Origin of the sequence: Sphaerimonospora sp. CA-214678, from assembly GCF_050942215.1 — a bacterium.
Lineage (GTDB): Bacteria > Actinomycetota > Actinomycetes > Streptosporangiales > Streptosporangiaceae > Sphaerimonospora.
Genome location: NZ_CP192056.1, coordinates 4,225,122 through 4,243,407, shown reverse-complemented (window position 1 = coordinate 4,243,407; position 18,286 = coordinate 4,225,122). Strand labels below are relative to the sequence as shown.

At 72.1% G+C, this 18,286-nt stretch carries 18 protein-coding genes; 9 read left to right on the top strand and 9 right to left on the bottom strand.

Annotation, left to right across the window (positions count from 1 at the left end; translation table 11 throughout):
• The first annotated feature begins 5 nt into the window (after positions 1–5).
• The 9 genes from ACQP1K_RS19050 to ACQP1K_RS19010 all read left to right on the top strand — a co-directional run bounded on the left by ACQP1K_RS19050 (position 6) and on the right by ACQP1K_RS19010 (position 8,088).
• Positions 6–980 (top strand): dihydroorotate dehydrogenase, encoded by a 975-nt coding sequence (locus tag ACQP1K_RS19050; RefSeq protein ID WP_433501586.1) that lies wholly within the window; start codon positions 6–8, stop codon positions 978–980.
• Positions 977–1,681 (top strand): orotidine-5'-phosphate decarboxylase, encoded by a 705-nt coding sequence (gene pyrF / locus ACQP1K_RS19045; protein WP_433497056.1) that lies wholly within the window; start codon positions 977–979, stop codon positions 1,679–1,681. The genes ACQP1K_RS19050 and pyrF overlap by 4 nt, the downstream gene beginning before the upstream one ends.
• 134 nt (positions 1,682–1,815) lie before the next feature.
• Complete coding sequence (gene mihF, locus ACQP1K_RS19040) at positions 1,816–2,139, top strand: integration host factor, actinobacterial type (RefSeq protein ID WP_055483603.1); 324 nt, start codon at positions 1,816–1,818, stop codon at positions 2,137–2,139.
• Positions 2,140–2,186: 47 nt separating this feature from the next.
• Positions 2,187–2,777 (top strand): guanylate kinase, encoded by a 591-nt coding sequence (gene gmk, locus ACQP1K_RS19035; protein WP_433497055.1) that lies wholly within the window; start codon positions 2,187–2,189, stop codon positions 2,775–2,777.
• A gap of 13 nt (positions 2,778–2,790) precedes the next feature.
• On the top strand, positions 2,791–3,054 hold the full coding sequence (rpoZ, locus tag ACQP1K_RS19030; RefSeq protein WP_055483614.1) for a DNA-directed RNA polymerase subunit omega: 264 nt from the start codon (positions 2,791–2,793) through the stop codon (positions 3,052–3,054).
• A gap of 11 nt (positions 3,055–3,065) precedes the next feature.
• Positions 3,066–4,322: a bifunctional phosphopantothenoylcysteine decarboxylase/phosphopantothenate--cysteine ligase CoaBC gene (gene coaBC, locus ACQP1K_RS19025; protein WP_433497054.1), complete on the top strand. Its 1,257-nt coding sequence runs from the start codon at positions 3,066–3,068 to the stop codon at positions 4,320–4,322.
• 42 nt (positions 4,323–4,364) lie between these two features.
• Positions 4,365–4,727, top strand: coding sequence for a hypothetical protein (locus ACQP1K_RS19020; protein ID WP_433497053.1), 363 nt, complete (start codon positions 4,365–4,367; stop codon positions 4,725–4,727).
• A 65-nt stretch (positions 4,728–4,792) separates the two neighbouring features.
• A complete protein-coding gene (gene metK / locus ACQP1K_RS19015) occupies positions 4,793–5,980 on the top strand; it encodes a methionine adenosyltransferase (RefSeq protein WP_433501585.1) in 1,188 nt (395 codons plus the stop codon).
• 110 nt (positions 5,981–6,090) lie between these two features.
• Entirely contained in the window at positions 6,091–8,088 is a 1,998-nt protein-coding gene (locus tag ACQP1K_RS19010; protein ID WP_433497052.1) for a primosomal protein N', read from the top strand.
• Between the two features lie 324 nt (positions 8,089–8,412).
• On the opposite strand, the gene rpe is transcribed toward ACQP1K_RS19010, so the two are convergent.
• From rpe to ACQP1K_RS18965, 9 genes are all read right to left on the bottom strand, one after another.
• Entirely contained in the window at positions 8,413–9,087 is a 675-nt protein-coding gene (gene rpe, locus ACQP1K_RS19005) for a ribulose-phosphate 3-epimerase (protein ID WP_433497051.1), read from the bottom strand.
• Positions 9,088–9,099: 12 nt separating this feature from the next.
• Positions 9,100–10,518 (bottom strand): RsmB/NOP family class I SAM-dependent RNA methyltransferase, encoded by a 1,419-nt coding sequence (locus tag ACQP1K_RS19000; RefSeq protein WP_433497050.1) that lies wholly within the window; start codon positions 10,516–10,518, stop codon positions 9,100–9,102.
• Complete coding sequence (gene fmt, locus ACQP1K_RS18995) at positions 10,515–11,459, bottom strand: methionyl-tRNA formyltransferase (protein ID WP_433497049.1); 945 nt, start codon at positions 11,457–11,459, stop codon at positions 10,515–10,517. The genes ACQP1K_RS19000 and fmt overlap by 4 nt, the downstream gene beginning before the upstream one ends.
• Positions 11,459–12,007, bottom strand: coding sequence for a peptide deformylase (def, locus tag ACQP1K_RS18990; protein WP_433497048.1), 549 nt, complete (start codon positions 12,005–12,007; stop codon positions 11,459–11,461). The genes fmt and def overlap by 1 nt, the downstream gene beginning before the upstream one ends.
• Positions 12,008–12,127: 120 nt before the next feature.
• The gene (locus ACQP1K_RS18985) at positions 12,128–13,345 is read right to left on the bottom strand and encodes a hypothetical protein (RefSeq protein WP_433497047.1); all 1,218 of its coding nucleotides are present in this window, start codon (positions 13,343–13,345) and stop codon (positions 12,128–12,130) included.
• Between the two features lie 59 nt (positions 13,346–13,404).
• The gene (locus ACQP1K_RS18980) at positions 13,405–15,105 is read right to left on the bottom strand and encodes a hypothetical protein (protein ID WP_433497046.1); all 1,701 of its coding nucleotides are present in this window, start codon (positions 15,103–15,105) and stop codon (positions 13,405–13,407) included.
• Between the two features lie 62 nt (positions 15,106–15,167).
• A complete protein-coding gene (locus tag ACQP1K_RS18975) occupies positions 15,168–16,199 on the bottom strand; it encodes an ABC transporter ATP-binding protein (RefSeq protein WP_433497045.1) in 1,032 nt (343 codons plus the stop codon).
• A complete protein-coding gene (locus ACQP1K_RS18970) occupies positions 16,196–17,251 on the bottom strand; it encodes an ABC transporter ATP-binding protein (protein WP_433497044.1) in 1,056 nt (351 codons plus the stop codon). Before ACQP1K_RS18970 ends, ACQP1K_RS18975 begins: the two co-directional genes overlap by 4 nt.
• 3 nt (positions 17,252–17,254) lie before the next feature.
• Positions 17,255–18,235, bottom strand: coding sequence for an ABC transporter permease (locus tag ACQP1K_RS18965; protein ID WP_433497043.1), 981 nt, complete (start codon positions 18,233–18,235; stop codon positions 17,255–17,257).
• Positions 18,236–18,286 lie beyond the last annotated feature (51 nt).

Genomic DNA, 18,286 nt, shown 5'->3' with positions numbered 1-18,286 from the left:
CCGACATAGGTGCCGACCTGCGGAGTTACCTGGCCCATGTGGAGCTGCCCAACCCCGTTCTGACGGCCTCCGGCTGCGGGGGGACGGGCCGGGAGCTCGCCCAGTTCTTCGACGTCGCCAGGCTGGGCGCGTTCGTGACGCGGTCGATCACGATGGCGCCCAGGGCCGGGCGGCCCACGCCCCGGATGGCGGAGACCCCCTCGGGGCTGCTCAACGCCGTGGGCCTGCAGGGGCCGGGCGTCGAGGCGTTCCTGGAGCGCGAGCTGCCCTGGCTGGCCGAGCGGGGCGCGCGCACCGTCGTGTCCCTCGGCGGCGGCACGGTGGCCGAGTTCACGGCGCTGTCGCGGCGGCTCGCCGACGCGCCGGGGATCACCGCCGTCGAGGTCAACCTGTCGTGCCCGAACGTCGAGGACCGCGGCAGGATGTTCGCCCGCGACGGCTCGGCCGCAGCCGAGGTGGTGGCGTCGGTGCGTGCCGCGATCAGGTACGACGTTCCGGTGATCGCCAAGCTGTCGCCCGACGTCGCCGACATCGTGGCGGTCGCCCGGTCGTGCGTGGACGGCGGCGCCGACGCCCTCGCCATGATCAACACGCCGGCCGGCATGAGCATCGACGTGGATACGATGCGCCCGACGCTCGCCGCCGGGGCGGGCGGCCTGTCCGGCCCCGCCGTACGGCCCCTGGCGGTGCGCTGCGTGTGGCAGGTGCACGCGGCCCTGCCCGGGGTGCCGATCGTCGGCATGGGCGGCGTGACGACCGGCAGGGACGCCCTGGAGCTCATCCTGGCGGGCGCCTGCGCCGTCGCCGTGGGCACCGCGACGTTCCACGACCCGTACGCCTGCCCGCGCGTCCTGAGGGAGCTCGAGGAGCTTCTCACCGAGCGCGGCTTCGACCGGCTGGCCGACGCCGTCGGCCTGGCCCATCGCCCCGCGGGGACCGGACCCCGCGGCAGGACAGATCTGGAGGAGAGTTCCCTGTGACCACGCCAGCTCCCGTCGCCGTCGCCCTCGACGCGCCCGACCTGGAAACCGCGGCCCGCTGGGCCGGCCTGGTGACGCCGCACGTCTCCACGGTGAAGGTGGGGCTGGAGCTCTACCTCCGGTACGGCCCCGACGTGATCGCGTCGGTGCGCGGCGCCAGCGGCGTCCGCGTCTTCCTGGATCTCAAACTCCATGACATCCCCAACACCGTGGCGGCGGCCGCCCGCGCGGTCGCCCGGCTCAAGCCCGCGATCCTGACCGTCCACGCGGCCGGCGGTCCCGCGATGATCCAGGCGGCCGTCGCAGCGGCGCCGGACGCCCAGATCGCGGCCGTGACGCTGCTCACGTCGCTCTCGGACGCCGATCTGCGCGAGATCGGCATCCAGGGACCACCCGAGGACGCGGTGCGCCGGATGGCCGCCGTAGCCGTCGGCGCCGGCGCCCAGGCCCTCGTCTGCTCGCCGCGCGAGGTCGCCGCCGTGCGGGCAGAGGTCGGCCCCGGGATCACGCTCATCACCCCGGGTGTGCGGCCCGCCGGCGCCGACAACCAGGATCAAGCAAGAGTAGCGACTCCGGAAGACGCGATCATCAGCGGGGCCGATCTTCTGGTGATCGGGCGGCCGATCACGGGTGCTCCGGACCCCGGAGCCGCCGCCGCCTCGATCGCCGCCGCGCTGCGCCGGATGACGGACAAACGGTGACTTTTCAATTACGAACAGTAGTAGTATCAATTTTGTGGCCGGAGAAACAGCCCTTCACGTTGCCGTACCGGCCTTGGACCAGCTAGTTTCCCCTCCCGTCCGAGTACATCGACAGAAATTCGAGGTGACCCGGCGTGGCTCTTCCTCCCCTGACCCCCGAGCAGCGCGCCGCAGCACTTGAGAAGGCTGCCAAGGCACGCAAAGAGCGTGCCGAGGTCAAGAACCGACTCAAGCACGGCGCGGTGTCCCTGGCCGAGGTTCTGAAGGACGGGCAGACCGATGACGTCATCGGCAAGATGAAGGTCTCGGCTCTGCTGGAGTCGCTCCCTGGCGTGGGCAAAGTCCGCGCCAAGCAGCTCATGGAGAAGCTGGGGATCGCCGAATCCCGCCGTGTGCGGGGTCTCGGCGCGAACCAGCGGGCCTCCCTGGAACGAGAGTTCGGCGGTGCCGAGAGCTGATCTCGGCGTCGTACGGCTTGTTGCAAGGGGGTAACGGAGTGACCGACATGTCCAAACACGGCGGTGACTCCTTGCCGCACGACCGACGCCTGACGGTCCTCTCCGGTCCGTCGGGTGTCGGGAAATCCACGGTCGTCGCCGAGCTCCGGCGGTCACACCCCGAGGTGTGGCTGTCGGTCTCGGTGACCACCCGGAAGCCCCGCCCGGGGGAGACGCACGGCGTGGAGTACTTCTTCGCCGACGAAGCCGAGTTCGACCGGCTGATCGCCTCCGGGGAGCTGCTGGAGTGGGCCGAGTTCGCCGGCAACCGGTACGGCACGCCCCGCACCCCCGTGCGGGAGCGGCTGGCCGCCGGGGTGCCGACGCTGCTGGAGATCGATCTCCAGGGCGCGCGGCAGGTGCGTGCCGCCATGCCCGACGCGCTGCTGGTCTTCCTGGCCCCGCCGAGCTGGGAGGAGCTGGAGCGGCGGCTGCGCGGCCGGGGCACAGAGCCGTCCGACGTGATCGCCCGGCGGCTCGAGATGGGGCGGATTGAGATGGCGGCCGAGAAGGAGTTCGACCTCACCATCGTCAACACGGACGTCAAGGACGTGTGCCATCGGCTGATAGCCTTGATGCGAAGCTCTCCTTCTAGCTAGAGGAACACGCAACGTGGCAAGCACAGTCGGCTACGCCGAGGGCATCACCAACCCGCCGATCGACACGCTGCTCGACATCGTCGACAGCAAGTACAGCCTGGTGATCATGGGTGCGAAGCGGGCGCGCCAGATCAACGCCTACTACTCGCAGCTCGGCGAGGGCCTGCTGGAGTACGTCGGGCCGCTCGTGGAGACCCACGCCCAGGAGAAGCCGCTGTCCATCGCGCTGCGCGAGGTCAGCGAGGGTCTGCTCAGCGCCGAGCCCATCGAGTCCTGAGTCGGGCCGCCGTGCCTGCCGCTTCGGTGGTGCTGGGCGTCAGCGCCGGCATCGCCCTCTACAAGTCGTGTGAGCTGCTGCGCCTGTTCACCGAGTCCGGTCATGACGTGCGGGTCGTGCCGACCCGCGACGCGCTGCGCTTCGTCGGGGAGCCGACATGGGCGGCGCTCTCCGGCAATCCGGTGACCACCGAGGTGTGGGAGTCCGTGCACGAGGTGCCGCACGTCCGCATCGGGCAGCGCGCGGACCTCGTGGTCGTCGCCCCCGCCACAGCGGACGTGCTGGCCAAGGCCGCGCACGGCCTGGCCGGCGACCTGCTCACCAACACCCTGCTGACCGCCCGCTGCCCGGTCGTGTTCGCGCCGGCGATGCACACCGAGATGTGGGAGCATCCCGCCACCCGCGCGAACGTCGCGACGCTGCGCGAGCGGGGCGCCGTCGTGATCGAGCCGGCCGTCGGCAGGCTCACCGGGGCCGACACCGGGCCCGGGCGGCTGCCCGAGCCCGCGGAGATCTTCGAGGTGTGCCGCAGGGTGCTCGCCCGCGGCGCGCTCGCCGGCCGGGCCCTCGACCTCGCGGGCCGGCACGTGGTGGTCTCGGCGGGCGGCACCCGCGAGGCGATCGACCCGGTCAGGTTCATCGGCAACCGGTCGTCCGGCCTGCAGGGGTACGCCCTGGCCCGCACCGCGGTCGCCCGCGGCGCCGAGGTCACGCTGGTGTCGGCCAACGTCGCGCTGCCCGATCCCGCGGGGGTCAAGGTGCTGCGGGTCGAGTCCGCCCGTGAACTGCGCGAGGCCGTGCTCGACGCCGCCAGCACCGGCGCTCACGGGACCGCAGGTGCCGACGCGGTCGTGATGGCGGCCGCCGTCGCCGACTTCAGGCCGGACCGGCACAGCGACACCAAGATCAAGAAATCGTCGGCGGAGCCGGACCCGATCCGCCTGGTCAAGAACCCCGACGTGCTGGCCGAGCTGGGCGAGCTGCGGCGGGACGCACGCGAGCGGGGCGGGCGGGAGCCGCACCCGCGGGTGATCGTCGGGTTCGCCGCCGAGACCGACGACGTCCTGGCCAACGGCCGGGCCAAGCTGGCGCGCAAGGGCTGCGACCTGCTCGTCGTCAACCAGGTGGGGGAGGGCCTCGCCTTCGGGACGCCGGACAACGCGGCCGTCGTCCTCAGCTCCGACGGCGGGACGGTGGAGATCTCGCGGGGTCCCAAAGAGGATCTCGCCGACGTAGTCTGGGATTTGGTGGCGGAGCGCCTTTCCTGACAGTCCGCCACGGCAAGTGCGCGCTGCGAGGGAGCGACCGTCATGCCCGTGCCCGCCGCGATCAGAGAGCGCTGCCGCGCGATGCTCGGCCCGGGCGAGGACATCCGCTACGTGTTCCCGGCCCTCGCGCTGTCCCCCCAGACCACGGCCGCCTTCCTGATCGTCGTGACGGACCGGTCGGTGACGCTGCTGTCGGTGGCCGCAGGTGAAGCGCCGTCCGGGGTGTGGGCGACCTACCCCCGCCGCACCCGGCTGGGGCCGATCGAGTTCCGAGCCGTCCCGCGGATCGAAATCGACGGGATGACGTTCGAGGTGGAGGTGGAGTACGCGGCCGTGGTGGCCGCCGCCGACGCCGAGGCGTTCTCCCCCGGCGACCTTCCCCGCGACCCCCTACCCGACCTATGAACGCTAGACTCGCGTGAGCATCGCCCAACTTTACCGTCAGCAGCCGCTGCATGAGGAGCCACGAGTTGTCCCGTCGCCTGTTCACCTCCGAGTCGGTCACCGAGGGCCACCCGGACAAGATCGCCGACCAGATCAGTGACGCGATCCTCGACGCAATGCTCAAAGACGACCCCAAGAGCCGGGTCGCCGTCGAGACGTTGATCACCACCGGGCAGGTCCACGTCGCCGGCGAGGTGACGACGGAGACCTACGTCGACATCCCGGCGTTGATCCGCGACAAGATTCTGGAGATCGGTTACGACGCCTCCCACAAAGGCTTCGACGGCGCCTCCTGCGGCGTTTCCGTGTCCATCGGGGCGCAGTCGCCCGACATCGCCCAGGGCGTCGACACCGCCTACGAGCACCGCGCGGGCGAGGGCGCCGACGACTTCGACCGGCAGGGCGCGGGCGACCAGGGCCTGATGTTCGGGTACGCGTGCCGGGAGACGCCCGAGTTGATGCCGCTGCCGATCATGCTCGCCCACCGGATGGCCCGGCGGCTCGCCGACGTGCGCAAGAGCGGCCAGGTGCCGTACCTGCGGCCGGACGGCAAGACCCAGGTGACCATCGAGTACGACGGGGACAGCCCGGTCCGCCTCGACACCGTGGTGGTCTCCACCCAGCACGCCCCGGAGATCGACCTGCGGGAGATGCTGACCCCCGACATCCGCGAGCACGTCGTGGAGCCGGTGCTGGCCGAACTGGAGATCGAGACCGAGGGCTACCGGCTGCTGGTGAACCCGACCGGCCGCTTCGAGATCGGCGGCCCGATGGGCGACGCCGGCCTCACCGGCCGGAAGATCATCATCGACACCTACGGCGGCATGGCCAGGCACGGCGGCGGCGCCTTCTCCGGCAAGGACCCCTCCAAGGTGGACCGCAGCGCCGCGTACGCGATGCGCTGGGTGGCCAAGAACGTGGTGGCGGCCGGGCTGGCCGACCGCTGCGAGGTCCAGGTCGCCTACGCCATCGGCAAGGCCCAGCCGGTCGGCCTCTTCCTGGAGTGCTTCGGTACCGAGAAGGCCCCGGTGTCCACGATCCAGAAGGCCGTCCTCGAGGTCTTCGACCTGCGTCCGGCCGCGATCATCCGGGACCTCGACCTGCTGCGCCCGATCTACTCGGAGACGGCCGCCTACGGCCACTTCGGCCGGGAGGGCTTCTCCTGGGAGTCGACCGACCGGGCCGACGCGCTGCGCGCGGCGGCCGGGCTCTGACCCCTACGCCGTACGCCTCCGGGCCCCGGGAAGGTTTCGAGCCTGCGAGAAACGTTCGTGGGTGAGGCTCCGGCCCCGGGACGTCGTCCGCGTCTGATAGGACGTAGGACGTGAGTGTGCCGTCGCAGGAGGCGCTCGTGCCCGCGCCGGCGGCGAGCGGTCGCAAGGGGGCCCGTCAGGCCGCCGGCGATCTTCCGGTCGCCCGGGTCGTCGTCGACACCCCGCTGCCGCATCTGGACCGGCTGTTCGACTACCTGGTGCCGGTGGCGGCCGAGGCCGCCGCGGTGCCGGGCTGCCGGGTGCGGGTCCGCTTCGCCGGGCGGCTCACCGACGGGTTCCTGCTGGAGCGGGTCGCCGGGAGTGAGCACCGGGGGCGGCTCGCCTTCCTGGACCGGGTGATCTCCCCGGAGCCGGTCCTGACCGCCGAGATCGCCGGGCTCGCGCGTGCGGTGGCCGACCGCTACGCCGGCACGATGTCGGATGTCCTGCGGCTGGCGATCCCGCCGCGCCATGCCCGGGTCGAGGCCGAGGCGAGGGCCCCGGCCCCCGTGACGTGGGAGCCCGCGCCCCCGGCCGGGGAGGATCAGAGCGGGTGGGCCGCCTATCAGGCGGGTCCGTCGTTCCTGACCGCCCTGGCGGAGGGACGCTCGCCGCGCGCCGTCTGGACGGCACTGCCCGGTGTGTCCTGGCCGGAGGCGATCGCGGCAGCGGTGCGGGCGACGCTGGCGAGCGGCCGCGGCGTGGTGATCGTGCTGCCCGACGGCAAGGACGTGGCCGTGATGGCCCGGGCGCTGGGGAGCACGCCGCACGTCGCGATCACCGCCGACCTCGGCCCGGCCGAGCGCTACCGCCGCTGGCTCAAGGCGCTGCGCGGCGAGATCGGGGTCGTGGTGGGCAACCGTCCCGCCGCCTTCGCGCCGGTGGCCTCCCTGGGCCTGGCCGTCATCTGGGACGACGGAGACGATCTGCACGCCGACCCGCACGCGCCGTACCCGCACGCCCGCGAGGTGCTGGCGCTGCGCGCCCACCGCGCGCAGGCGGGCCTGCTGATCGGCGGCCACGCCCGGAGCACGGAGGCGACCATGCTCGTCGCGACGGGCTGGGCGCGGTCGCTCGCCCCCCGGCGCGAGGAGATCAGGGCCAGGGCGCCGAGGGTACGCCCGGCCGGCGACGACGCCGAACTCGCCCGCGACGAGGCGGCCAGGGCCGCTCGCCTGCCGACCGTCGCCTGGCAGGCGCTGCGGCGCGGGCTGGAGAGCGGCCCGGTGCTCGTCCAGGTGCCCAGGAGGGGATATCTGCCCGCGCTCGCCTGCCGGACCTGCCGCGGCCCGGCCCGCTGCCCCGCCTGCCGCGGCCCGCTGGCCCTGCGCGGTGGGCACGCCGTGCCGTACTGCCGCTGGTGCGGCCGGATCGCGGGCGGCCGCCGGTGCCCGTCCTGCGGCGACGACCGGATCCGCGCGCTGATCGTGGGGGCCCGCCGAACGGCGGAGGAACTCGGCCGGGCGTTCCCGTCCTTCCCGGTCAAGACGTCAGGGCGGGACGGCGTGCTCGCCGAGGCCGGGCCGGCGCCCGCACTGATCGTGGCCACCCCCGGCGCCGAGCCGGTGCCCGAGGGCGGCTACGCGGCGGCCGTGCTGCTCGACGGCTGGGCGCTGCTCGGCCGCCCGGACCTGCGCGCGGCCGAAGAGGCGCTGCGGCGCTGGATGAACGCTGCGGCGCTCGCCCGGCCGGGGGCCGAACTCGTGGTGCTGGCCGACTCGGCCGTCCCCGCCGTACAGGCCCTGCTGCGCTGGGACCCGATCACCTTCGCCGAGCGCGAGCTCGCCGACCGCGCCGAGCTGGGCTTCCCTCCGGCTGTGCGGATGGCCACGCTGACCGGACCGGCCGCCGCGGTCAGGGAGACGCTGGCCGAGGCGGCCCTGCCTCCGCAGGCACAGGTCCTCGGTCCGGTCCCCGTGGAGGGGGAGGTGGAGCGTGCCATGGTCCGGGTGCCGCGTGACCGGGGCTCGGCGCTCGCCCGCGCGCTCAAGGCGGCGAGCGGGGCGCGATCAGCACGCAAGGCCCCCGACACGGTGCGAGTGGCGGTCGATCCGCTGGACCTCATTTGATCACTCCCCTCCCCCTCCCCTCCCCCCGTGATTCCCCCCTCCCCCGTGATCTTGTAGTTGCTCGCAGGAAACCCCTCCCACCTGCCCGAATATGAAGCGTGATCTTGCAGAAACTCGCAGCGATGGCCCTTCACCTGGCATTTCCTCTTCCGTGATCTTGCAGTGGGGTCGTCACTGCAAGATCACGGAGTGCATCCGGCCAGCTCATGAACCGTCTCTGCGAGAAACTGCAAGATCACGAATGGTGAAAGTGCAGGTAGGGACCCATGTCTGCCAGCAACTGCAAGATCACCGGGGGGGGAGGGTGGGGGGTGGGGGGTGGGGTCAGGCGTGGGTGGAATGGGGTTTCTCGGCGAGGGAGCGGAGGTTCCGTACGGCCTGGGCGGGGTCGTCGGCCCCGTAGACGGCGTTGCCCGCCACGAAGACGTCGGCACCGGCCTCCGCGCAGCGCTCGATCGTCGTCTCCGACACGCCGCCGTCGACCTGGAGCCACACCTCGCCGCCGTACTTGTCGATCAGCGCACGAGCTCTGGAGACCTTCGGCAACATGATGTCCAGGAACCTCTGCCCGCCGAACCCCGGCTCCACGGTCATGACCAGCAGCATGTCGATCTCGGGCAGCAGGTCCTCGTAGAGCTCCACCGGGGTGGCCGGGTTCAGCGCCAGGCCCGATCTGGCCCCGGCCGCGCGGATCGCCCGCAGCGTGCGCACCGCCGCCCTGGCCGCCTCAGCGTGGATGGTGACGCTGGCCGCGCCCGCCTCCGCGTAGTCCGGCGCCCACCGGTCCGGCTCCTCGATCATGAGGTGGCAGTCGAGTGGTGTCGTGGTCGCCTTGAGCAGCGACTCCACGACCGGCAGGCCGAGCGTGAGGTTGGGCACGAAGCGGTAGTCCATGACGTCCACGTGCAGCCAGTCGGCGATGCCCTCGACCCTCGCCGCCTCGTCGGCGAGGCGGGCGAAGTCGGCGGACAGGATGCTGGGCGAAATCTGTACGGCCATAGTGTCTGCAGTCTATTTCGCCCGGAACAGGGCCAGGAACATGGCGTCGGTGCCGTGCCGATGCGGCCAGAGCCGCACATGGGGGTCGTCGCCGAGTCCCGGCGCCTCGGGCAGGAACTCCCGCGCGTCGAGCACCTCCGCCCGCTCGGGCGGCACCTCGTCCACCACGGCGGTGGTCTCCGCCAGGTGCGGGGAGCAGGTCACATAGGCCACCACCCCGCCGGGCCGTACGGCACGCAGGGCGGAGTCGAGCAGCAGGCGCTGCAGCCGGGTCAGCTCCGGGATGCTCCGAGGATCACGCCGCCAGCGGGCCTCGGGCCGCCTGCGCAGCGCGCCCAGGCCGGTGCAGGGGGCGTCGAGCATCACCCGGTCGAACGTGCCGGGCCGCCAGGGCGGCCGGGTCCCGTCGGCGGTGACGACGGCGGCGCTCCGGGTAGTCCCCCAGACGAGCCTGGCGCGGTGATACTGGACGTCCGCGGCGAGCAGCCTGGCCCCGCGCTGCCCGGCCACGGCGTCGAGCAGCCCCGCCTTGCCACCGGGTCCGGCGCACATGTCCAGCCAGTCGCGATCACGGTCGACGGGCACCCTGGTGAGCGCGAGCGCGACGAGCTGGCTCGCCTCGTCCTGGACCGCGGCGCGCGCCTCGCCCACCGCCGGGATGGAGCCCGGGTCCCCCTCGGGAAGATAGGCGCCGTACGGCGAGTAGGCCGCGGGCTCGGCACCCGCTGCGATCAGCTCCTCGACCGAGCAGCGGCCCGGACGGGCCACCAGCGCCACCCGGGGCCGCTCGTTGTCGGCCGCCAGCAGCGCGGCGGTCTCGTCCACGTCGCCGCCGACCGCGTCGCGCAGCGCGTTGACGATCCAGCGGGGATGGCTGTGGGCCACGGCCAGGTGGCCGGCCGGGTCCTCCTCGCGCGGCGGAGCCACGATGGCGAGCCACTCCTCCAGCGTGCGGCCCGCGACCTTGCGCAGCACGGCGTTGGCGTAGCGCGAAGGACCGGGCCCGACCCGGTGCCTGACCAGGTCGATCGTGGCGCTGACCGCCGCGTGCGGCGGGATGCGGGTACGCAGAAGCTGATGCACGCCGAGCCGTACGGCGTCCAGCAGCGGCGGGTCGACCTGTTCCGGGGGCCGGTCGCTGCACGCGGCGATGATCTCGTCGTAGGTGCCGAGGCCGCGCAGCGTGCCGTAGGCCAACTCGGTGGCGAGCGCGGCGTCCCGGCCCACGATGCCGCGTCTGCGCAGCAGCGCGGGCAGCAGCAGGTTCGCGTACGCGTCGCGCTCGTCGACGGCCCTCATCAGGTCGTAGGCCACGTTTCTGGCCGCGTCGGGCCGGCCGGACCGCGGTCCTCCCGCGCCCTGCCTGCCGGAGCCCTGCCTGCCGGAGCCCTGTCTACCGGCCGGGCGCCTTCCGTGGTGCTGTCGCGTCATTCGAAGCGCTCCGAGTCGCCGTGTGCGCCGCCGACGCGGACGCCGCGCGCCCATTCGGCGGCCGTCATCGCCCGTTTGCCCTGCGGCTGCACCTCGCCGAGCTCGACCGGGTGGGTGCCGGTGCCGACGATGACGGTGTTCTTCGCCGCGATGATCTCGCCGGGGGCGGGCGAGGCCGACGCCTCCGGCGCGAGCCGTACGGGGCCGATTTTGATTCGCCGGCCGCGGAACTCGGTCCACGCGCCCGGCGCCGGCGTGCATGCGCGCACCAGCCGGTCCACCCGCATCGCCGGGGCCGCCCAGGCGACGCGCGCGTCCTCGACCTCGATCTTTCGCGCGACGCTGACCCCGTCGGCCTGCTGCGGGCGTGCCTCCAGCGTGCCGTCCTCGACGCCGTCGAGCGTCGCCGCGAGCAGCCCGGCCCCCGACTCGGCGAGCCTGGCCAGCAGCGCGCCGCTGGTGTCGTCCGGCCGGACCGGCTCGGTCACGCAGCCGAAGACCGGCCCGGCGTCCAGCTCTTTGACGATCCGGAACGTCGTCGCACCGGTGATCTCGTCACCGTGCAGTACGGCATGCTGGACCGGCGCGGCACCCCGCCATGCGGGCAGCAATGAGAAATGCAGATTTATCCAGCCGAATGGCGGAATATCCAGAGCGGCCTGCGGGAGCAAAGCACCATAGGCGACCACCGGGCAGCAGTCCGGATTTATCGCTCTCAACCGGTCGAGGAATTCCGGGTCGGCGGCCTTCGCCGGCTTGAGCACCTCGATGCCCGACTCCTCGGCCAGCTGGGCCACCGGGCTGGGATGGACGTGACGTCCCCGGCCGGATCTGGCGTCCGGGCGGGTGACGACGGCGACGACCTCGTGGCGGGGCGAGTCGAGCAGCGCCCGCAGCGACGGGAGCGTGGTGTCCGGGGTGCCGGCGAAGACCAGGCGCACTACAGGGCCCTCCCGTGGGTGGCGTGCGGCGAGACCTTGACGACGGGTGCGGAAAGGCCGCTCCACTCGGCCTCCCGGATGGCCTTCATCGCGAGCTTGCGCTGCTTGGGATCCATCCGGTCGATGAACAGCACGCCGTCGAGATGGTCGGTCTCGTGCTGGAAGCAGCGGGCCATCACCTCGGTGCCCTCCAGGACGACCGGCTCGCCGTGCATGTCGAAGCCCTTGGCGACCGCCCTGATCGCGCGAGGGGTCGGGAAGGACAGGCCGGGGAAGGACAGGCAGCCCTCCTCGCCCTCCTCGTCCATCTCGTCCGACAGGTCGAGGTCGGGGTTGATCAGGTGTCCGAGCTGCTCGTCCACGTAGTAGGTGAAAACCCGGAGCCCGACGCCGATCTGCGGCGCGGCCAGGCCTGCGCCCGGGGCGTCCATCATCGTGTCGGTCAGGTCCTTGACGAGCCTGCGCAGCTCCTTGTCGAAGTCGACCACCGGTTCCGCCGGCGTGCGCAGCACCGGGTCACCGAAAAGGCGGATCGGCTGAATGGCCAACGATCGGCTCCGTTCACATCACGACGTCGAATATCGCTTCAGTCTAGGGGGTGTTCGGCAAATGCCGTCCGTCGCGAACGCGGCCGGGACGGATGCGTCACAGGGCCGGGAAGGACATTCCTAGGGGCGTGAGCGGACCTTCATCGCCGTCTTCCTCGCCGTCTTGGCGATCAGCGGATCGGGGTGGTGCCTGCCCAGCATCTCCAGTACGGCGAGGGCGTCGGGGTGATCCGCCCGACCCATTTCGGGGACCAGCGTGAGCAGGTCCTCCCCGAGGATGTCGAAGTGGGCCACCGAGTCGATGGGCGCGCCCAGGTAGAGCAGGGCGGCGAGGGTGTCGACGGCCACCCAGGCGCCGTCGCCCTCACCCAGCGCGGGGGCGTCCAGATCGCGGACGCCCAGCCAGGCCGCGGCGTACCGCCACATCATCGGCTCGCCGAGGGCCTCGCGTACCGCCTGCTCGGCCTCCGGGCCCAGCTCCTCCAGGATCGTCCCGGCCGTGCCCCGCTGGGCCGCGTTGCCGGACGAGGCTATCTTGATCAGTTCGCGGGCGGCGTCCTCGGGGGCCCGGCGCTCCAGCCACAGCGTCGCCGCGCTGGCCGAGGCCCGGCCGGTCAGCATGGCCTCGATCAGCTCTCCCGCGGTGTGCCCGGCGAAGGCGGCGATCTCGCCGAGGGAGGGCGCGTCGTGTCCCTCACGCAGCAGGTCCCGGCGTACGGCCCAGACGCCGGGTTCGGTGAGCCGCACGAGATCGGCGGTCAGCTCGATCAACCCGCAGTACTCCAGCAGCGCCATGGCCTCGGCCAGCTCGCCGGGCAGCGTCATACGCAGCCGCCTGAGCTCGGACTGCTGGGCGCCGCAGCCGACCTCGTGCGCCTGGAGGATGCCGCCCGCCAGGTTCGCCATCGGCATGCCCTCCCGGACGGAGTAGATGGTCGCGAGGATCTCGGTGAGATGCTCGTCGACGACCCGCGATCCGGTCAGGCCCTCCTCCGTGCGGTCGAGCACGTCCATGACCACGCCGTCCCAGAACTCCATGGGATCGGTCATCCCGGGGCCGGGCCGGGCGGTCTTGCCCGGGGTGACGTCGAGCAGCCGGCCGTTGACCGCGACCACCCACAGCAGGCGGAGCCGCGCGGGGTCCAGCCCGAGCTCGGTCACGGCCGCGCGGGCGTCGCCGTCGGTCAGCAGCCCCTGCCCGGTGACCTCGCGCACGCCGGTCCAGCCGGCCAGCCGTACGGCGTCGCGCACGATGGGCGCGTCCCGCACCACTCGCGCCAGCTCCTCGTCCGGGGCGAGCTCGACGGGCGGGAATGTGAGCACGTCGCTGTCGGCCATTGCAGCAACTTACTCCACTGCGCTCACTCGACGCACCGGCTTCACCCCATGCACCGGTGTCACCGGATCGCGCGCGAGCGCGCCTTGAACGCGGCCTTCCTGGCGGCCTTGGCCATCATCCGGTCCGGGAGGGAGTTGCCGAGCAGTTCCAGAACCTCGACGACATCGGGGTGATCGACCCGCCACATGTCCTCGATCAGATGGGTCGGCGGCCCGGAAGCGGCGATGTTCTCCGCGAAGCCGTCCGGGTCGGCCTCGGCGGCCGGCAGCGCGAGCGCCAGCATGTCGACCGTGACCCACAGCACCTCGTCGTGGGTGAGGGTGGGGGCCTCCAGGCCCCGGGCGGACAGCCAGTGGACGGCGTGCGGCCGCAGCTCCGGGTCGTCGAGGCAGGACCGGATGACCGGGGCCGCCTCCACGCCCAGCCGGTCGACGAGCGTGACGGCGATCCCGCGCACCTCGGCCGGCGCGCCGGCCACGGCGGCGAGCAGTTCGGCCGCGGCCTGCCCGGGGGTGCGGCGGGAGAGCCACGACGCGATGTCGCGCTCGGCCGCCTCCGCGGGCAGCCCGTCGCTGATGAGGCCCGCGATCAGCCCGCTCGCGTCGCCTTCCGCGAGGTCCGGCGCGATCGGCGCGTCGAGCCCCATGTCCGAATAGATCTCCCGCAGTCCCCACAGCCCCTGCGGGGTCAGGGCCAGGCCGTCCTCGGTGATCTGGACCGTTCCCGCGTACGAGAGGGCGGTCAGCGCCCCACCCAGCCGCTCCCCGGTCAGTCCGTCCCCGGCGGGCCCGTCCCCGGCCGGTCCGTCATCGGCGGATGCGGGAGGCCGGCCGATCGCGACCTCGCGCAGATATTCGGCGACCGCGTCGGCCGGGACCGGCGCCTGCAGCCGGTAGAGCAGGTCGTGCACCGAGTAGAGTTCCTCGTCCACCGCGGGCTCCCCGGTGACGGCCACCGGCGCCTCGATGAGGAACTCCACGGCCGCGGCCCACAGGTCGAACACCTCCTCGTCCGGCCGGGCGGCCAGCGGCCGGAACCCCTCGGCCGCCACGACGGTCGTTCCCTCCACCCCGGCCAGCCCGAGATCGAGCGCGAGCCGCCAGGCCAGCGCCGGCCGTGCCACGCCGGCCTCCGCGGCCACCGCGCGCGCGTCCCTGACCCGCAGCGCCTTGCGCTTCGTCGTCGTGCGTCCGCCCTCCACCAGCCAGGTCACGATGAGGTGGGCGTCGTGCAGCAGCGGCGTGTTCCGTACGGCCGCGGCGATCTCGTCGGCGGGCGGGAGCCGTACGGCGGGCAGGGGTGCGCAGCCGGGGCAGTCGCACTCGGCCGGGCCGCCGGGCTCGACCAGTTCGAGGGAGTCGGGGCCGATGGCGCTGAAGATGCTCTTGGCCATGCCGAACTTGGTCGTGTCGGCGAGCGCCCGGGGCATCTCGGGTTCGATCTCGTCGATCGTCTCCCGCATCCTGGCGGCGACCTTGCCGGCGATCTCCCCCGTGTCGAGCAGGAACTCGACCAGTGTGCGGGCGGCCGCGATGGTCTCCGGCGCGCTCTCCGGCGGAGCGATGACCTTCCGCGGATAGATCTCCAGCAGGAGCTCCTCGAAGGTCCCCGGCCGGAAGTCGCCGAGTTCCCGCACCTCAAGATAGTCGCTGGCATAGTCGCACAGCAGGCGGACCTCGTCGACGTCGACCTCCACGCCCCTGTCGCGCCCCCACGTACGAAGGCCGTCGATGGCCCGGTTCACCCATTCGATCGACACAGGGAGACGCTAACGGCTCGCTGCGCCCATAGCGAATCGGTCAGTCCGTCCGGCGGGCGGGGTCAGGCGAGGGCGGGGTCGAGCACGACGTCGTCGCCCTGGACCGTGGGGGCCTCGGGGAAGTGGCAGGCCGTGAGGTGGCCCTCCCGGTTGCCGTTCAGCCGGACCAGCGGCGGCGCCTCGGTGGCACACCTGTCCCGGGCCTTCCAGCAGCGGGTGCGGAACCGGCAGCCCGACGGCGGGTCGATGGGGGAGGGCACGTCGCCGGCCAGGCGGATGCGCTCCCGCCGCTCGCCGTCGAGGCCGGGCTCGGGTACGGCAGACAGCAGGGCGTGCGTGTACGGATGCCGCGGCCGTTCGTAGATCGACTGCCGGTCGCCGATCTCGACGATCTTGCCGAGGTACATCACCGCGACGCGCTGGGAGAAGTGGCGGACGACGGCGAGGTCGTGCGCGATGAACAGGAACGCGATGCCGAGGTCGTGCTGCAGCTGCTGCAGCAGGTTGACGACCTGCGCCTGGATGGACACGTCGAGCGCCGACACCGGCTCGTCCGCGATGATCAGCCTGGGATCGAGCGCCAGTGCCCGGGCGATGCCGATGCGCTGCCGCTGCCCGCCGGAGAACTCGTGGGGGAAGCGGTTGTAGTGCTCGGGGTTGAGGCCTACGATCTCCAGGAGCTCCTGCACCCGCCTGCGCTGTCCGCCCGGCGGCTCGATGCCGTTGATCTCCATCGGGCCGTTGACGATCGTGCCGACGGTGTGGCGGGGGTTGAGCGAGCTGTAGGGATCCTGGAAGATCATCTGGATCTCGGGCCTGATCGGCTTGAGCCTGCGCCGGGAGTCGTGGGAGATGTCGCGTCCCCGGTAGAGGATCTTTCCCGCCGTCGGCTCCAGCAGACGGGCGGCCAGCCGCCCGGTCGTGGACTTGCCGCAGCCCGACTCGCCGACGAGGCCGACGGACTCGCCGGTCCCGACCGTGAGGTCGATCCCGTCCACCGCGTGGACGCTGCCGACCTGATGCTTGATCAGCACGCCGCCCCGGACGGGGAAGTGCTTGACCAGCCCCCGCAGCTCCAGGAGCGTCTCGTTCATGCGTCATCCCCGATCTGGGCGGTGCGGATCTCCGTCTTCTGGCGGAGGGTGAGATGACAGGCGTCGCCGTGGCCGGTGGCGGGGGAGATCTCCGGCCGCTCGGTGCGGCAGAGCCCGGCCCCGGCCAGCTCCTGATGGTCGCAGCGGGGGTGGAAGGGGCAGCCGGGCGGCGGGCTGAGCAGGCTCGGGGGCGTGCCGCGCACCGGTTTCAGCGGCACGTCGACCGAGGAGGTCAGGCGGGGCATCGACGAGAGCAGGCCCCAGGTGTAGGGGTGGCGGGGCTCACTGAGCACCTCGCGTACGGTTCCCCGCTCGACGGCCCGGCCGGCGTACATGACCAGGATGCGGTCGGCGGTGTCGGCGACCACCCCGAGGTCGTGGGTGATCAGGATGACCGCGGTGCCGGTCTGCTGCTGCAGCTCCTTCAGCAGGTCGAGGATCTGCGCCTGCACGGTCACGTCGAGAGCGGTCGTCGGCTCGTCCGCGATCACCAGGTCCGGGTCGCAGACCAGCGCCATCGCGATCATCGCGCGCTGCCGCATGCCGCCGGAGAACTCGTGCGGGTAGTGGTCGACGCGGGTGGCCGGCTGGGGGATGCCGACCCTGCTCAGCATCTCGATGGCCCGCTCGCGTGCCTCCTTCTTGCTCGCGCCGCGGTGCTTGCGGTAGACCTCGCCGATCTGGCGGCCGATCGTGTGGAACGGCGACAGCGCGGTCAGCGGGTCCTGGAAGATCATCGAGATGCGGTTGCCGCGGAGCCTCTCCATCGTGCCCCTGCCGGCGCCGGTCAGCTCCCGGTCCTCCAGCCAGATCTCGCCGCCGATCTTCGTGTGGTCGGGGTCGTGGAGACCCAGGATCGCGAGGTTCGTGACCGACTTGCCCGACCCGGACTCTCCGACGATGCCGAGCGTGGTGCCCTTCTCCAGGTCGAAGGAGAGTCCGTCGACCGCGTGGACGATGCCGTCCTCGGTGTTGAACTCGACGCTGAGATCGCGTACGGACAGGAACGGCCCCGGTGGCGAGGTGGTCACTTGCTGCTCCAGGTTGCTCATCGCTCAGCTCAGCCGTACCCGCGGGTCGATGACCGCGTAGAGCACGTCTACCACGATGTTCAGGATGACGATGGCCGTCGCGCCCACGATGGTCACGCCGAGCAGCATCGGCAGGTCGGTGTTCTGCACGGCGCGTACGGCGAGCTCGCCGATGCCGTGCAGTGTGAACGTCTGCTCTGTGATGATCGCTCCGCCCAGCAGCGCGGCGAGGTCGACGCCGAAGATCGTGACGATCGGGATCATCGCCCCGCGCCAGGCGAAGCGGAAGAACACGGTCGGGCCCGACATGCCCTTGGCCCGTGCCGTACGGACATAGTCCTCGGTGAGCTGCTCGACCATCTGCGACCGGGTCATGCGGGTGTAGTTGGCGGTGAAGATGATCGACAGCACCACCCAGGGGAGCAGCAGGTGGGTGAACCAGCCCACCGGGTCCTCCGAGACGGGGACGTAGGACGGGCGCGGGATCAGTTCGAGCGTGTCCACGAGGTAGAACGCCAGCAGCGGCCCGATGAAGTAGATCTGCAGCGAGGCCCCGATCACCGACGACGAGCTGGCGATCTTGTCGAGTGGCCGCCCGGCCTTCCACGCCGCGAGCATGCCGGTGAGGATGCCGAAGGACAGGATGACCAGCGAGGCCCCGAGCGTGAGGGACAGGGTCACCGGGAAGCGGTCCAGGATGGCGCCGAACACCGGCTCCTGGGTGGCGAAGGAGTAGCCGAGGCAGGGCGCGGGACACGCGCCGAACTGGACGAACTCGCGGCCCGTGAAGATGCCCGCCAGCCAGTGCCAGTACTGCACGAACAGCGGCTCGTCCATCCCCAGGTTGTGCCGGATGAGATCCAGCGTCTCCGGCCGGCAGATCTTGCCGCAGAAGGCGCGGGCGGGATCTCGGGGGACGGCGTAGAAGAGATAGAACGTGACGGCACTGATGATCATCAAGATCACGAGTGCGCCGAGGATTCGGCGTACCAGAAAGCCGGCCATGGTGTCGTACCTGCTCCAGCGGGCGGATTTTCCGGGGTCGCCGCTCTCGCC

What these genes read in the sequence shown, in the direction of transcription:
- gmk (WP_433497055.1), top strand. Translation starts at nt 2,187, where the DNA reads ATGTCCAAACACGGCGGTGACTCCTTGCCGCACGACCGACGCCTGACG.
- ACQP1K_RS19020 (WP_433497053.1), top strand. Translation starts at nt 4,365, where the DNA reads ATGCCCGTGCCCGCCGCGATCAGAGAGCGCTGCCGCGCGATGCTCGGC.
- rpe (WP_433497051.1), bottom strand. Translation starts at nt 9,087, where the DNA reads ATGGCCGTACAGATTTCGCCCAGCATCCTGTCCGCCGACTTCGCCCGC.
- ACQP1K_RS19000 (WP_433497050.1), bottom strand. Translation starts at nt 10,518, where the DNA reads ATGACGCGACAGCACCACGGAAGGCGCCCGGCCGGTAGACAGGGCTCC.
- ACQP1K_RS18985 (WP_433497047.1), bottom strand. Translation starts at nt 13,345, where the DNA reads ATGGCCGACAGCGACGTGCTCACATTCCCGCCCGTCGAGCTCGCCCCG.
- ACQP1K_RS18975 (WP_433497045.1), bottom strand. Translation starts at nt 16,199, where the DNA reads ATGAACGAGACGCTCCTGGAGCTGCGGGGGCTGGTCAAGCACTTCCCC.
- ACQP1K_RS18970 (WP_433497044.1), bottom strand. Translation starts at nt 17,251, where the DNA reads ATGAGCAACCTGGAGCAGCAAGTGACCACCTCGCCACCGGGGCCGTTC.
- ACQP1K_RS18965 (WP_433497043.1), bottom strand. Translation starts at nt 18,235, where the DNA reads ATGGCCGGCTTTCTGGTACGCCGAATCCTCGGCGCACTCGTGATCTTG.